This window comes from Streptomyces sp. NPDC015125 (genome assembly GCF_043080045.1).
Lineage (GTDB): Bacteria > Actinomycetota > Actinomycetes > Streptomycetales > Streptomycetaceae > Streptomyces.
This window is the reverse complement of sequence record NZ_JBIBVF010000001.1, coordinates 729361-743700: the sequence shown is the minus strand read 5'-3', so window position 1 is coordinate 743700 and position 14340 is coordinate 729361. Positions and strand designations below refer to the sequence as shown.

Genomic DNA, 14340 nt, shown 5'->3' with positions numbered 1-14340 from the left:
CTACGCCGCTTCGTCGACCGCCGTCTCGCCGTCCGCAGGGCGGTCCGCGTACGCCTTGTCGACGGCGGCCCGGGTCCGCTCCTCGGAGTCGGGCCACAGGTGGGTGTAGATGTTCAGCGTCATGGCCGCGTTGGTGTGGCCGAGGCGCTCAGAGACGGTCTTCACCGACTCGCCGTGCTTGATCAGCAGGCTGGCGTAGTGGTGCCGGAGGGCATGGGGTCCGGTGCCCTTCGGTATGCCGGCCTTCTCGCAGGCGGGCCGCCAGGACCCGTCCATGAAGTGCGTGTAGACCACAGGCCCGCCTTGCGGCGCCGTGAAGATCCAGCTCTCGGGCCCATCGGCGGGGAAGTCCCGCAGGTGGGCCTTCATCGCATCCACTGCCATGCGGGGGAGCGGAACCGTGCGGTGTGAGCGCGCGGTCTTCGGCGGTCCGACGTACACCCCATGCTTGGCGGCCTGCTGGATCTGCTGCTCGACCGAGACGGTCGCGTGCAGCAGGTCCACGTGCCGGAGTTGGAGGCCGAAGAGCTCGCCGGGGCGGAGCCCGGTGGCCGCGCCGAGCAGCACGAGGCCCTTGTATCGGGCGGGCATTTCCTCGGACAGCGACCGCACCTGCTCGACGGCCAGCGGCACGACCTTCTTCCGTGGTACCGACGGTAGCTTCGCCTCGGCGCACGGGTTGTGAGGGATCATCCGGTCACGGACGGCCGCCCGGAAGACGGCGTTGACCGTGTTGAAGACCGTGCGTGAGGTGCTGGCGGCCAGCCCGTGCGTGGTGGTCAGCCTGGTGACCCAGCTCTGTACGTCGCCGGGCTTGATGGCGCCGAGTGCCCGCTTCTCCCAGGTCGGGTAGACGTAGCAGCGCAGGTGCTGGGCCACCGCCTTGGCCGTGGAAGGCCGGTGCGGCTGGATGGCCCGCCATTCCTCCGCGTACTCCTTGAAGGGCTTCTTCGCCGACCGCGGGTCGACGTACTGCCCGGTGACCACGCTGGCCGTGACCTCGTCGAGCCACCGCTGGGCGTCGATCTTGCGGTCGAAGTGGCGAGCGTGCTCCTTGCCGTCGAGGTCGCGGTAGCGAGCACGCCATTTGCCGTTGGGGCGCTTCTGGATGTTGGCCAAGTGGCTTCTCCTTCATGTCGGTTGTCAATAGTGGCCGCCGTCCTCGATGTCACTGGTGAGGATGCGAGCGTCCCGCTCGTCGCCCATGAGGCGGAGACACTGCTCGTGGATCGCCCGCGAGCTGTCGGGGTGAGCCTTGACGTGATTGGCGATGGCGACCACGGCGTGGTGCAGGCGGTCGCGTGCGTCTCGGGTCTCGTAGAACGCTTCGACGGCCTCTTGGACGAGCCGGCGGCTATCGATGTCGAGGCCCTCCAGGGGCGGTGACATGAGCTCTTCGAGGGGGAGTTCGAAGACCCGCGTAAAGGCGAGGGCCTCGTCGAGGTTGATGCGCCGGCGAGGCGTGCCGTTCTCGATGCGCCAGACCGCTGTCTGGTTCATCCTGACGCCGGCCCTGGTCACCCGCTCGGCCAGCTCGGTCGTGCTCCAACCTCTGACCTCGCGCTCCAGGGCCACGCGCGCGGCCACGTTCCCCTCGCTGTAGAGCAGGGGCACCTCGCCACCCTCGGGCTTGTCGCCTGCCATCGAACCTCCATCGTCACCGTAACTATCCCAATTGAATCATGAGCTTCCCGATTTGGGTAACCGCCGATCCTGGGGTACAACTCTATGCGGATCGAATCACTTCCTAGCCGAATGGGAATGCATGCGATATCTGACCACCGCCGAGGTCGCCGAGCGCTACCGCACAGCCGAAAGCACCGTCCGCTACTGGCGCCACATCAAGAAGGGGCCGCTCGGCATCAAGGTCGGCAAGCGGGTGCTGTACCCCGAGGCCGAGCTGCTGCGCTACGAGCGCACCTTGATCGACGGCCGAGACGAGTGGGGCCTGGCCTCATGATCCGCCGGGAGGTCCGGACACAGCAACGGCCCTCGGCGTGCCTACGCCGAGGGCCGGAGATTCCCCTGCACGTCGCCCATCCCTGAACGAACGAACCGGTGAGGGGCGGGACCTTGCCCGTCCCGTCCCTCACTTGAGAGGAACGTCTATGGAGGACTCTACGTCCCCCGCCACCTCGAACACATCCAAGGTTGTCTGGCCCACCACCGCGGTCCCCGGCCAGGGCATCCCCTGGCGCAACGGGGACCGAAGCGGGGACCGAACGGAGTCATGGTCCCCTGCTGCACACGCCAGCCGTGATGCTTCGACGGGTGTTCCGGTCGGGGACCGAAATTCCCCCCGCACGGAATATGGGCAGGTCAGCGCCTTGGGGACCGGTCCCGTCGGCGCGGAAGGCGGGGACCGGTCGGAGACTTTCGGTCCGCCGGTCCCCGAACCCGGTCCCCGAATCTCGGACCAGCGCGGCGCGCTGCGAGTAGATGGCGAGGGCCACGGTCCCCACGCATCTACGCGGTCCCCGGTCCCCGACGGTGAATCGGGGACCGGGGACCGCGCCGGTACGAGCAGCGAGACGGCCGACGAAGGAGCCGCGTTGCTGGATGACCTACGTGCGGCGATCGGCCGGTACGCGGTGCTGCCGAGCGACGAGGCCCTGACGGCGGTCACGCTGTGGGTGGCGGCCTCCCACATCCAGCCCGCCCTCCAGCACGCGCCACGGCTGGCGGTGGTGGGGCCGACCAAGGGGTGCGGCAAGTCCCGAGTCCTGGACGTACTCCACGAGACCGTGCACCAGCCGATGATGACGGTGAACACGTCGCCTGCGGTGGTCTTCCGTGTCATCGGCAAGAACCCGCCGACGCTGCTGGTGGACGAGGCCGACACCATCTTCGGCCCTAAGGCCGGCGACAAGGAGGACCTTCGCGGCCTGCTGAACGCCGGGCACCAGCGCAACCGACCCGCCTGGCGGATCTCCGGGCCGGAGCACAAGCCGACGGCGTTTCCCACCTTCGCCATGGCCGCGCTCGCCGGGATCGGCAACCTACCGGACACGATCATGGACCGGGCGGTCGTCATCCGCATGCAGAAGCGTAAGCCGGGCGAGCGGATCACTCCATTCCGCTCGCGGTACTCGCTGCCCGAACTGCACGCTCTGCGCGACCGGCTGACCGCCTGGCTGGCCCCGCTGCGGAGCACCGCCGCGGGCTTGGTTCCGCAGATGCCGGTCGAGGACCGCGCCGCCGACACATGGGAGCCGCTGGTGATCGTCGCTGACCTGGCCGGCGGTCACTGGCCCTCGCGGGCCCGTGCCGCCTGCCTGGCGATGACGCGCAACGAGGTGGTCCAGGACGAGCAGACGACGCTGAAGACGCGGCTGCTGCGCGACGTCCGCCGCGTGTTCGAGCAGGAGGGCAACAAGGAGGCTCTGCGCAGCCAGGACCTGCTCGCCGCCCTCCTCCAGGACGCGGAGGGGCCGTGGGCCGAGTACGGCACCAAGGGCCTGAACGCCTACCACCTCGCCAACCTGCTCCGCGACTTCGGCATCAGCCCGGCCAACCACCGCTTCGAGAACGGCAGGCAGGCCAAGGCGTACGCCCGCAACCAGTTCTTCGACGCCTGGGCTCGCTACTGCCCTGACCCTGCGCAGCCGGCCCCCACAGCCGACGAGGCCGCGCTCGCACGGCCAACCCACGGCAAGCCGCCCGCCCCTCCCACCGGGACGCTGCCCATCGGTCCGCCCAGCGGACCTGCCGGCCCCAAGCCCACTCGCTGACACCAGCTCCGTATCAATCCGTCGCATCCGTCCCCGCGCAGGTCAGCGCGGGGACGGAGTTCCTTGCCGATACGGATCACTCCGTACCTGCGACCGCCTCCGTACCTGTCCTGACCAGCTACGGGACGGATGCAACGGACGTGACGAGGCCCAACCGCACACGACCACCGGAGCGCCACCATGTCCGAAACGGGCACCGACAACGCCCCCGCCCGCCGCCGCAAGGGATTCTTCGGCCTGACCCGTCGATCAGCAGCAAGCTGGAGCGAACGAGCCTCTAACGAGGCTTCGTCCGCGCTTGCCCCCGCCCCAGGGGTGGCGGAGGAGAAGGCCGAGCGCCAGGGGGCGCACGAGCCGGAGGAGGGCATAGCCGAGATCGGCTGCCTGCCCGCAGCAGATTCCGTCGCCCCGATCACTCAGCCGCCCGCCGAAGTCCAACCGCCCGTCGAGCAGCCCTCCTGGCGGGATCTCGACGCCCCCGTCCTGCCCGCGCTGATGAACCGCAAGCGCACGGTTGAAAAGCGCGACCAGGAGAAGACCATCCGCTTCACGCGGACCGCGGTCCGCGTGATCAGCGCCGCCGCTCACCAGCGCGGGCAGAAGTTCGCCGGATTCGTCGGGGACGCCGCCCTCGCCGTCGCCCTTGGCAAGGCGGGGCTGGTTGGCAGCCCGGAGGACGATCCACTCCGCCCGCTGATCGAGGCCGTCGAGGCGCACAGGGTCGCGCTGAACCGCATTGGCGGCAACCTCAACCAGATCACCGCAGCCATCCACCGAGGAACGGTGCCCGAGCGCGCCGAGGAGGTGCTGGACCGCGTCGAGCAAGCGGCTCAGAACAGCTACCGACTGATCGACCAGCTCCTGGCGGAGGGCACCGCGCATGGTTCCTGACGTCTCCACCGGTTCCGACTCCCGCGGACTGATCGTCTACCTCTTCGGCCCCGGCCGACGCGACGAACACACGGACTCTCATATCGTCGCCGCCTGGGACATGGCCGGCGCCCCTGACCCCGGCCGCGACCCAGCGGCCACCTACTCCCAGCTCGCCAAGCGCCTTGACCACCACGTCGACCTGCGTGCCCGCGAGCTGGGCGGCAAGAAACCACCTCAGCATGTCTGGCACTGTCCGGTCCGCACCGCGCCCGGCGACCGCTACCTCACCGACGCCGAGTGGGCCGAGGTCGCGCGCCGCATCGTTCACACCGCCGGCATCGCCCCCGAAGGCGACGAGAAGGCATGCCGGTGGATCGCGGTGCGCCACGCCGACGACCACATCCACATCATGGCCACCACCGTCCGCGCCGACGGGCGGCGCCCGCGCACGCACCGCGACGGACAGCGAGCCCAAGTCGAATGCCGCAAGATCGAAGCCGAATTCGGCCTGCGCCGACTGAAGTCCGGTGACCTCACCGCTCCTCGCACCCCCACCGGCGCCGAACGCGCCAAGGCCGAGCGCCAGGGCCAGGCGGTCACGGCACGGCAGTGGCTGCGCGAGCAGGCGTACGCGGTCGCCGCCGCCGTGAGCAGCGAAGCCGACTACTTCACCGTGCTGCAGTCCCTCGGCATCAAGGTCAAGACTCGCCTCGGCCCAGAGACCGGTGACGTGATCGGCTACAGCCTCGCTGCACCTGGCGACACCAACGCGGCGGACGAACCCGTCTGGTACGGCGGCTCGAAACTCGCCCCTGACCTCTCCATCAACCGTCTACGCGAACGCCTCCCCGACCAGGAAGTCGCCGACCGCCCGCAGTATGTGGCGGACCCTGCCGAGCCATGGAGGCACACAACCACCGCAATACACACGGCGCACTCGGTTCTCGACTCCGGTGACGATGCCGCCGCCCAGGGCTACCTGGCCGCCTTCGGCGATGCCCTGTACAACATCGCCAGCGCCACTACTGGCCCACACCAGGCGGAACTGCGGGCGGCGGCGATGGCCTTCAACCGCGCCCGCCGCTCCGCCACCCGCGCCGACCACCAGGCCGCCACTGCCCTGCGCAAGGCCGCTAAGGAACTCGTCTACGCCTCCAACGAGCCGGGCGGACTCGCCATCGCCCTAGTGCTCGCCACCGTGCACCTGGCCCGCGCCGCCGCCAAGTGGCACGAACAGCGCGGCCACGAACAGCAGGCCGCTGCGGCCGAAGAAGCCTTCCGCCACCTTCAGGTGGGCTACCAGCAGGCCGTGGCACCCGTCTTGGCGGACTTGGCCCACCGCGCACCGCGAGCCGCGACCGCCCGCCGCTTCGAGCAGGACATTCGCGTGGCCCTCCCCGACCACGCCCACCGGATCCTCGCCGACCCCGCTTGGACCGCCCTCACCACAACCCTCGCTCGCGCCGAGACCGCCGGCCACACTCCCCGACGCCTTCTGGCCGAGGTGGGCTCCGAGCGAGAGCTCGACAGCGTCGAGCACCCCGCCGAGGTCCTCAACTGGCGCATCACCGCTCAACCGAACAAGCGGGTGCAAGCCGCTCGCGGACGACGCACCACCAGCGGCGCCTCGTCCGCGGCTGCCACGTTGCACCCTCCGGCCGCGTCACCAATGGCCATGAGGCCCGAAGAACGCGGTCGGCACCGCTGACCCGGCCAGATGCCCTCGCCACGTCGCGGCGGGGCATCGGCCCTTTGCCCCCGGGTTCGCGTCAGGCTGCTTCGGTTTCGTTCGGAGCAGCGGGTGCAGCAGTCCGCGCAGTGAGCAGCCGCCCTACCCACGTCCGGGCCTCGATCAGGTGCTCTGCTTGGAGCCCGGTACGGGGGTCAGGCTGGATCAAGAGGGTCGCCGCGCCGCGGGCGGTGCGCTCTGCGGCCCAGGAGTGGTCGAGGGCGGTGAAGTCGTCGTCGATCCAGACCGCGGGGGCATCGTCCAGCCAGGCGTCGACGTGGTCGCGTTTCCACAGGTAGCCGTTGGGGTGGCTGGTGGTGATCTGCGGATGCGGCAGGTCGACGTGCGGCAGAGGCGGGAGGTCGAGAAGCGGTCCGATCAGGGTGGTGGCGTCCTGCCGCCAGCTCGTGCACCAGACCGGGGTGACGAGCCCCGTACGGATCACGTCCATGAGCATGGGGCCATGGGCGGGGTCGAGCCAGACGGTGACCGGGTTGTCGGCGTTGCGGCCAGTAGGAACGACGTCGTGGCGGGAGTGGGTGGCCGGGGTCGAGCCGTCTGCGTCCGGGAAGGGGATGAGGACGCCGTCGATGTCGAGGAGCAGGTAGGGCGGGCGCATCGGTTCCTCCAGGGGAAGCCGGGGCGAATGGCTGTCAGAGCCTGCGAGCGCGGATCAGCAAGGTGGTGGGCCAGTGGCCCATGAGGGGGTCGTGGAACTCCTGGGACGCGGTGAGCCAGAAGCCCGCCCGGCTGAGGTGCTTATCCCAGTGGTCGGTGTCGAACTCCCAGCGGGCGATGGGGAGCCGGGTGCGGTCGGGGAGGGTGACGTGGTCGCGGCGGGGCCGGTCAACGGCGGCGGGGCTTCGGCCGCCGCGTTGCGGGTGGGGGACGGAAAAGGCGAGCACCCGGCCGGGCTTGAGGCGCTGGGCGATGGCCGGGAGGAGGAGTTCGGGGGCGACTAGCCCGACGGCGCCGAAGACGGAGTAGATCGCGTCGAACTGCTCGTCCGAGGCGTGCAAGTAGTGCAGGGCATGGCCGGCGACGAAGGTGAGGTTGTTCAACCGTCCGTAGTGGGCGCGGGCGCGACGGACCTGGAGGCCGACCAAGTCGACGCCGGTGACGTGTGCGCCGTTGCTGGTGGTGAGGTGGGCAGCGTTGTGACCGGGGCCGCAGCCGAGTTCCAGAAGCCGCTTGCCGCGCAGGTCGGGGCCGAGGATCTCGGCGCCGGGCCCTTGCCCGGGTCTCGTGGTCCACTCCATCCGGGCGGGTACGGCGAGAGGTTCGGCGAGTCCGGCGGCGGTGCGCTGAAGGGCGTGGGCGTGCCACGGGGAAGCCTGGGCGAGCACGTCAGATCGCCAGGAGGTGGAGGACGTCGCTGAGGTGGCGGCGGACGACCTTGATGTAGGCGGGGTCGGTGGCCCGGTCGTCGATCCAGCGGATGGACTGCTCCATGAACCACTCGACGGCCCACATGCGGTGCCAGCCCAGGGCCCAGTTCTCGGCGGTGAGCCCGCCGCGCGGGGCGAGGGCGTCGGGGGTACCGCCGGCGGTGACGTACTGCTCCAGGAACACGCGCAGGCGTACGGGGTGCGGGGGCTCGATGGTGCCGTGCCAGCTGGCGAGGTCGAGCAGGCCGGGACCGGTGAAGGCGCGGGCGAAGTCGAGCAGCCTCCAGCCGTGCTCGCCGATGTGGAGGCTGGTGGGGTGGAACTCGGAGTGCACCCAGCCGAAGGGCTCCAGCGTTGCTCCGCCGGAGCGGGCCTCGGCTGCTTGGGCGATCCTGCCGAGCGTGTCCTCGACGTCGTCGGCGTCCTGCCACCGGTCGGCCTTGCGCAGTAGTCCGAGGTGTTCCAGGGCCCGGTCCGGCAGCTTGCGCAACCGCTCCTGGTCCAGGACTGGCAAGGGCGGAGTCGTACGGGTCCCGTGCAGGACCACGGCCGCGGCGACGCCGTCCAGGTCATCGGCCTCGCGGACGGACGGTCCGAGGTCCTCCATGAGCATGCCGAGCCAGCCGTCCAGAACGGCGGAGGCGTGGACCTGGGGGACGGGAACGCCGAGCGTGTGGGCCAGGCGGAGGGCCTGATCCTCGCTGTCGAACGGCTTCTTCGCGTACTTGAAGATGGCCGTGGAGCCGTCGGGGAAGGTCACGCGCTCCACTCCGGACATCGACCACACGCGCACCTCCGCCCGTACAGCGGTGGCCTGACCGGTCACGGTGAGCAGGTTGTCGAGGAGTTCGGCGCTGGGGTTCGTGCTCATTGGGGGCTCCGGGCGGTTGGAGATGTCCGGGGCGGGCAAGTGGGGCCGGCCCGCCCCGGAGCCTGATCGGGTGGGGTTATGCGGCGGGGTTCACGCGGTGGGCGTAGACCTGCTCGATCCAGCCCGCCTTGAACGCGGCGAGGTCACCACGGAAGTTCGCCATCGAGGCGCCATAGGGCGCGACGACACCACCGGTCTGGTCCGGCACGGACTGGCAGCCGTGCACCAGGCGTCCACCGAGCGCGACGTGTGCCTTGATGGACTCGATCCGGCGGTGCTCGTTGAACCAGCCGCCGTGGTAAACCTCGTCGAGCATCCCGCCCATTTCGTCGTCCAGGTCGAAGACGACGGAGGTGGCGGCGGGGAAGAACCAGCACGGGCCGACGTTGGAGATGTGCCCGTCCAGTTCGACCTTGTTGAGCGCCATGAGCGTGGCGGCCTCGCGGAGCATCCGCAGATGGTCGGCCGTGATCTGCGGGAGTCCGAGGCCGGCGAGGTGCTCGTCGCGGAAGAGGTAGGCGTACACCTCGTACGCGGTGGCCAGGACACGGGCGGCGTCAGAGGTGGACTCGCCGTGGTGCTTGATGAAGTCGAGTGCCAGTTGCTCGACCGCGCTCTCGGTCGTCTCGTCCACGTCCAGGAGCTGGGACTTGACCAGCTCCCAGTCGGCGACGAGCCATGTGTTCGACTCGAAGCGGAAGAAGTACTCGGCCGGGTCGATCGTGATACGTCGGCCGTCGACCTGGATGCCGGGCAGCCGGTTCCAGCGCGGGTCGAACGCCTCGGGCAGCTCGACCGTGATGGCCATGGTGTCGATGGTGGTCACCGTGTCTCCGTCTCTGTTCGTCCGGTCCGGGCACAGGAATGCCCGAACCCGGTGTGGGCGTACGGAACTTCGGGGAGCCGCCCGGACCAAGGGGGAGCCTGGATCACGGTCGCGCCGTTCCGGGCGGCTGCTGATAAGTGAACCGGTGGTCACGCTCAGTGGGTACGGTGGAAGGTAGTTGAAGCGGTATACGCGGTTTACAGCTCCGGTGTGGAGGCGATCGTGGCGGTGCAGAAAGCCCCGAACTCCCGTCTGCGCGACGCCATCGACTCGGTCGACTGCACTTACGAGGCCCTCGCCAGAGACGTGCGGCGCATCGCCTCCGAGAACGGCGAGATCCTCCAGACCAACAAGTCGGCCATCTCGCACTGGGTGAACGGCGCCCGTTCCCCTTCGGGCCGGGTAGGTCAGTACCTGGCCGAGGCACTGTCCCGTCGAGCAGGACGCGTGATCCCCCAGACCGAGATTGGCTTCCAGCCCGGTGATGACGATCCGCCGGCGGAATCCGACCCCGTCCTCGCGGTCACCGACCTGGGCCGTGCCGACGTCGAGCGCCGCCGCTTCCTCGCCATCGCGGCCTTCACCACCGCCGGCGTCGCCATGCCACTCGGCTACGACCACGAAGCCACCGCCCGCATGCTCCGTGCGCGCACCGGCACGTCCGTGGTAGGCGCGGAGGACGTGGACGTCGTACGCCAGATCACCGCGGCCTTCAGCGCCGCCGACGAGCGCCTCGGCGGCGGGCACGGTCTGACCACCGTCACCGCGTACCTGGCCGACACCGCCGCCCCAATGCTCCGCGGGCGCTTCCCCTCGGAGCCGTTACGCCGCGCCGCCTTCGGCGCCGTCGCCGAACTCGCCTACCTCGCCGGGTGGAAGCACCACGACCTGGGTCACGAGGGCGCGGCCCAGCGCTACTACCAGGTCGGCTACAAGCTCGCCTGCGAAGCCGACCCCCACGGTCATGCTGCCTGGATGATGCGCGCCCTCGCCCACCAGGCCCTGAGCCTCAAGCTGCCTCACCACTGCGTCGACCTCGTCGAAGGCGCCCTGCGGCGCGGCCTCGGCCACGTCGACGGCCAGACTGAGGCCCTCCTCCACATCACCCACGCCCGCGCCTATGCAGCCACTGACGAGAACCCGTTGGCGGCACGCGCCCTCCTGGCCGCCGAGGACGCCCTCCTACGGGATGGCGACCCCCAGCCCAGTTTCTCCCGTGTCAGCGGCCCCGCCGCCGGCACCGTGGCCAGCCACACCGCCCGCACTTTGACCGACCTCGCCGACCACATCGGCACCGAGCAGCAGCACCGCGAGGCTCTCACCCGCTGGGACCCGGACAAATACAAGCGCGTCCACGCCCTCACCCACGCTGACCTCGGTGACAGCCTCGCCGCCCAGGCCCGAGCTGACGAAGCGGTCGCCGCTTGGAACCAGGCCCTTGTCCTCATGGAAGGCATGACCTCCGACCGCACCCGCAAGGCGATCTCCTCGATCCGCTCCACCCTCGCGGTCTACCAGCGCCGCAAAGTGCCCGGCGCCGCCGATCTCGCTCGCCGCGCCCGCGAGGCCCTCGCCTAACATGCCCAACAACCCGCCCGACGAAGGGAACACCGTGGCCCAGCAGACCGACGACCAGCCGAAGGCCCTCAAGCCGGCGCTCGAATCGATGACCCTGCTGGTCGCGGCCGTCATCGTCCACGACAAGGCCACCAACCGCGTGGTCCTTCTCCAACGCAGTGAGAAAGCGAAGTTCGCCCAGGGAATGTGGGACCTCCCCGTCGGTAAAAGCGAACCGGGCGAGCCGATCACGGAGACGGCGGTCCGCGAGCTTTACGAGGAGACCGGCCTCACGGTGAAGCCGGAGTCCCTCAAGGTCGCCCACATCATCCACGGCGCCTGGGGCGTCGAAGCTCCCAACGGTTTCCTCACGGTCGTCTTCGCCGCCCACGAATGGACCGGCGAACCCGAGAACCGCGAACCCCGCAAGCACTCCCAGGTCCGCTGGGTCGACGCCGACGCAGTACCCGAGAATTTCGTGGACACCACTTTGAGCGCCCTTCACCGATACCTCACGGGGGGACCGGAGGTGTCCCTCGACGGCTGGCATTAGAGCCGTCCAATGCCCGCCCCCATCGCCCCGTCCTTAACGAGACCTCGGAGTCGTCCAGCAAGGCGCCGGCATCCTCACCGGACCGGCCCGCTCCTTTGAGCTGCCCGCCGAGCGGGGACGAGGCCGAGCGCATCGGCCAGGTCCACCCCTTCGCCAAGGGCATGGGTATCGCGGCTCCGCAGAGCGGCATCGGCCGCACCGCCGCAGTGGTCATGCCACCCGGCCAGGCCCCCGCCATCATCCTGCTTAACCCCAAGATTACTGACCGGTCGGACGAGACGGACGAGCAGTGCGAGGGCTGCCTGAGCTTCTTCGACGTCCGGGGCCTGGTCCCCCGCCCCTTGAAGATCACCGCCCTGAACGGCGAGCCCGTGACTACCGTGTACGAACGCGGCCTCGCCCACCTCATCCACCACGAGATCGACCACCTCGACGGCATGCTGTACATCGCACGCATGAGCGCCTGGGGGACCCCGATCCCTCGTGGAGGAGTACCGGCAGGCCGGCCTGGTATGGGCGTACTAGTAAGCCGGTCACGGACGTTGGCTGAAACGCCCGTCGGTTGTCGGCAGACTCGAAATACTTGGGTGCGTGCCGACAACACCCAGGGGGGAACGTGTCCCAGCTCGAACTCGCAGTGCTCACGGAGGATGTCCGCGAGGCAGCAGCCTTCGAGGCGTATTGGCGCCTAAACGACGATGGTGAGACGTGGGCGCAGACCGTCACCGCGATCCGCGCGGAGTACGAGCTGAAGTCGCAGCAGATGACCCGCATCGCCCAGCAGGCCGGCACGGCCTACCTAAGAAACTTGTCGTGCAAGTCCTGCGAAAGCCCCTACTCGGTGTCGAGCCGAAGCGACCTTGCCCAAGCCCTCCGTCTAACGGAGTGGGAGTGCTCGAGCTGCCACGAGCGCGAAGTGGCAGAGCACGCCGCGCGGATCCGGGAGCAGAAGGCGCGACACCGCGCTGAGGTCTACGAGCAGTACCCCGTCCTGAGTGGTCCCGACTTGAAGCCCGCCGATCTCACACTCTTCGAGGCCATCTCGCTGCACGTCCTCTTCAGCGACCCGGCGGTCGAAGACGCCGGGCTGACGTCTCCCACCGACATCTGGCCGAAGGATCGCCGCTGGGCCCCCGAGCAGTTGCGGTTCGAATTCGAGCGTGGGCTCCTGAAGCGCGCGCCGCAGCTGATCAAGGTGCACCCGGACTCTCATCTCGATGCGTTCGCACTGGACGACGAAGGGGAGCTGAGCGATTCCTTCTACCTTGGCCGCGTCAGCTACTACCTCATGGGAGAGGCCGACGAGCTCACCAACCGGCACCCCCGCCTTCTGCAGGCCCTGAGCCGTACCTTCAGGGAGGGCCCGTGGCCGACCTCCTGGACAGGTCAGTGGCGCGATTTGTGGGACGAGTTGGCGCTGGCGGACGCCCAGGACTACCTCACGATGAAGCTGGGCGAACACCACCTTGAGATGAAGCAAGGAGAGGGGACCCGTACCGCCCTCCAGGACGCATTGAGCACCTTCAGCCTCGGCCAGGTCTTCAACTTCATCTACCGGGCGGCCAAGGACTCCGCCGCCTACTACCAGCGCGGCGGAGTGAACAAGCGCCAAGCTGCCAACAGCACCATCGGACGCATCAGTGCCAGCGCTGACAGGGCCCGCGCTAATGGCTGGGAGGTCAAGCCCTTCGGCCGGCCCTGGAACCTCCCTCTCTCGGCCATCGGGGAGACGTTCTTCAGCAAGGTGATGTGGCAGCCGGACATGATGCAGGTGCCATCCCGCGACGCGCAGGTCCCCCTGCACGCCTGGCCAGCTGTCGACACCGCCGAGGGCACTGCCGACGAGGGACCCGCGGAAGTGGCGAACCCGGTACCCGGCATCGATGAGGAAGGCACGTGGATCGACCTGGGCAGGGTTCCCGGCGCAACTCCGTGGCCAGATGTCAATGAGCTCCTGCGTCTAGAGCCCGGGACAGTCACGGCGATCGTGTCTGTGCCAACTGCCGGCCGCTCAACGATGGCGCTGAACATCGCCCTTCACAACGCCGCAGCTGAACGGCTTACCGTCTTCAGCACCTGCGAGATCAACTCGGACTCGATCGAGCAGAAGCTCGTCAGCGCAACATGTGGAGCAGATCTGCGATACCCCGCCGACACGGCGGACTTTGACTCCCTGCGTCGCCGTGCGTCCGAGTGCTCAGTCAGGGTTCCAGGCTGGCACACTCCGACTATTGGGCTCCCGCTCGAACAGGTCTTCCGGGAAGCTGCCACCCGCGTCATCCCGCCGCAGCGAGGGCGCCTTGCTCTGTGGGTGGTCGACACGATCGAGAGCTACAGCGAGCTGGACGAAGAGGGCGTGGCGGTGAGTATGGATGTCGCGCGCCGCGTCGCGATGGAACACAACCTTGCGGTTCTCATCACAGCGCGAGCGCTGAGCGAAGGGCCGGACGAGCCGCTTGAGCTGCACGACGTTCCGACGCCTATCGCACGCGGCGCCGACACCATCGTTGAACTACACCGTGACGGGGTCTACTGGACCAGCTTGCCCGACGCCGACACAGCCACGGTGCGGGCCTTGAAGGTTCGGGGCGAGCGGTTCAAGAAATCCGTCTCGCTGAAGTTTGAGCCTTCCTACTGCCGCTTCGTCCGAACTGGCGGGTGAGCGAGCTCCATAGGGGAACTCCAGCAGCGTCGGCTTACGACACACGGGTTACTCGAACGGGTGAATCAGGGCGACCATGCGCGTGAACCACGGCCGGGCCGGGGTTTAAGCCTCTTAGCGTCTCCTGCAGCATCGCCATCCCGCCAGAGC

The 14340-nt window shown here is 68.9% G+C and carries 14 protein-coding genes; 8 read left to right on the top strand and 6 right to left on the bottom strand.

The window, feature by feature from the left end:
• Together ACF088_RS03175 and ACF088_RS03170 are read right to left on the bottom strand one after the other, a co-directional pair.
• On the bottom strand, positions 1-1119 hold the full coding sequence (locus ACF088_RS03175; protein ID WP_392373633.1) for a tyrosine-type recombinase/integrase: 1119 nt from the start codon (positions 1117-1119) through the stop codon (positions 1-3).
• Between the two features lie 24 nt (positions 1120-1143).
• The gene (locus ACF088_RS03170) at positions 1144-1644 is read right to left on the bottom strand and encodes a helix-turn-helix domain-containing protein (protein WP_392373632.1); all 501 of its coding nucleotides are present in this window, start codon (positions 1642-1644) and stop codon (positions 1144-1146) included.
• A 121-nt stretch (positions 1645-1765) separates the two neighbouring features.
• On the opposite strand from ACF088_RS03170, the gene ACF088_RS03165 reads away from it, so the two are divergent.
• From ACF088_RS03165 to ACF088_RS03150, 4 genes are all read left to right on the top strand, one after another.
• Positions 1766-1960 carry a helix-turn-helix domain-containing protein gene (locus tag ACF088_RS03165; protein WP_358978449.1) on the top strand — a complete coding sequence of 65 codons (195 nt, stop codon included), beginning with the start codon at positions 1766-1768 and terminating at the stop codon, positions 1958-1960.
• A 592-nt stretch (positions 1961-2552) separates the two neighbouring features.
• Positions 2553-3731: a DUF3631 domain-containing protein gene (locus ACF088_RS03160; protein WP_392373631.1), complete on the top strand. Its 1179-nt coding sequence runs from the start codon at positions 2553-2555 to the stop codon at positions 3729-3731.
• A gap of 315 nt (positions 3732-4046) precedes the next feature.
• Positions 4047-4622: a hypothetical protein gene (locus ACF088_RS03155; RefSeq protein WP_392373980.1), complete on the top strand. Its 576-nt coding sequence runs from the start codon at positions 4047-4049 to the stop codon at positions 4620-4622.
• Complete coding sequence (locus ACF088_RS03150) at positions 4612-6312, top strand: relaxase/mobilization nuclease domain-containing protein (RefSeq protein WP_392373630.1); 1701 nt, start codon at positions 4612-4614, stop codon at positions 6310-6312. Before ACF088_RS03155 ends, ACF088_RS03150 begins: the two co-directional genes overlap by 11 nt.
• A gap of 61 nt (positions 6313-6373) precedes the next feature.
• On the opposite strand, the gene ACF088_RS03145 is transcribed toward ACF088_RS03150, so the two are convergent.
• The 4 genes from ACF088_RS03145 to ACF088_RS03130 all read right to left on the bottom strand — a co-directional run bounded on the left by ACF088_RS03145 (position 6374) and on the right by ACF088_RS03130 (position 9418).
• Entirely contained in the window at positions 6374-6952 is a 579-nt protein-coding gene (locus ACF088_RS03145; protein ID WP_392373629.1) for an HAD domain-containing protein, read from the bottom strand.
• Positions 6953-6986: 34 nt separating this feature from the next.
• Entirely contained in the window at positions 6987-7679 is a 693-nt protein-coding gene (locus tag ACF088_RS03140) for a class I SAM-dependent methyltransferase (RefSeq protein ID WP_392373628.1), read from the bottom strand.
• A gap of 1 nt (position 7680) precedes the next feature.
• Positions 7681-8592, bottom strand: a complete 912-nt coding sequence (locus tag ACF088_RS03135) for an aminoglycoside phosphotransferase family protein (RefSeq protein ID WP_392373627.1) — start codon at positions 8590-8592, stop codon at positions 7681-7683.
• A 76-nt stretch (positions 8593-8668) separates the two neighbouring features.
• Positions 8669-9418 carry a hypothetical protein gene (locus ACF088_RS03130; RefSeq protein ID WP_392373626.1) on the bottom strand — a complete coding sequence of 250 codons (750 nt, stop codon included), beginning with the start codon at positions 9416-9418 and terminating at the stop codon, positions 8669-8671.
• Between the two features lie 210 nt (positions 9419-9628).
• On the opposite strand from ACF088_RS03130, the gene ACF088_RS03125 reads away from it, so the two are divergent.
• The 4 genes from ACF088_RS03125 to ACF088_RS03110 all read left to right on the top strand — a co-directional run bounded on the left by ACF088_RS03125 (position 9629) and on the right by ACF088_RS03110 (position 14190).
• Positions 9629-10996, top strand: a complete 1368-nt coding sequence (locus tag ACF088_RS03125; protein ID WP_392373625.1) for a tetratricopeptide repeat protein — start codon at positions 9629-9631, stop codon at positions 10994-10996.
• A 1-nt stretch (position 10997) separates the two neighbouring features.
• Entirely contained in the window at positions 10998-11528 is a 531-nt protein-coding gene (locus ACF088_RS03120) for an NUDIX domain-containing protein (protein ID WP_392373624.1), read from the top strand.
• Between the two features lie 161 nt (positions 11529-11689).
• Positions 11690-12220: a peptide deformylase gene (locus ACF088_RS03115; protein ID WP_392373979.1), complete on the top strand. Its 531-nt coding sequence runs from the start codon at positions 11690-11692 to the stop codon at positions 12218-12220.
• A complete protein-coding gene (locus ACF088_RS03110) occupies positions 12145-14190 on the top strand; it encodes a hypothetical protein (protein WP_392373623.1) in 2046 nt (681 codons plus the stop codon). Before ACF088_RS03115 ends, ACF088_RS03110 begins: the two co-directional genes overlap by 76 nt.
• Positions 14191-14340: the final 150 nt, after the last annotated feature.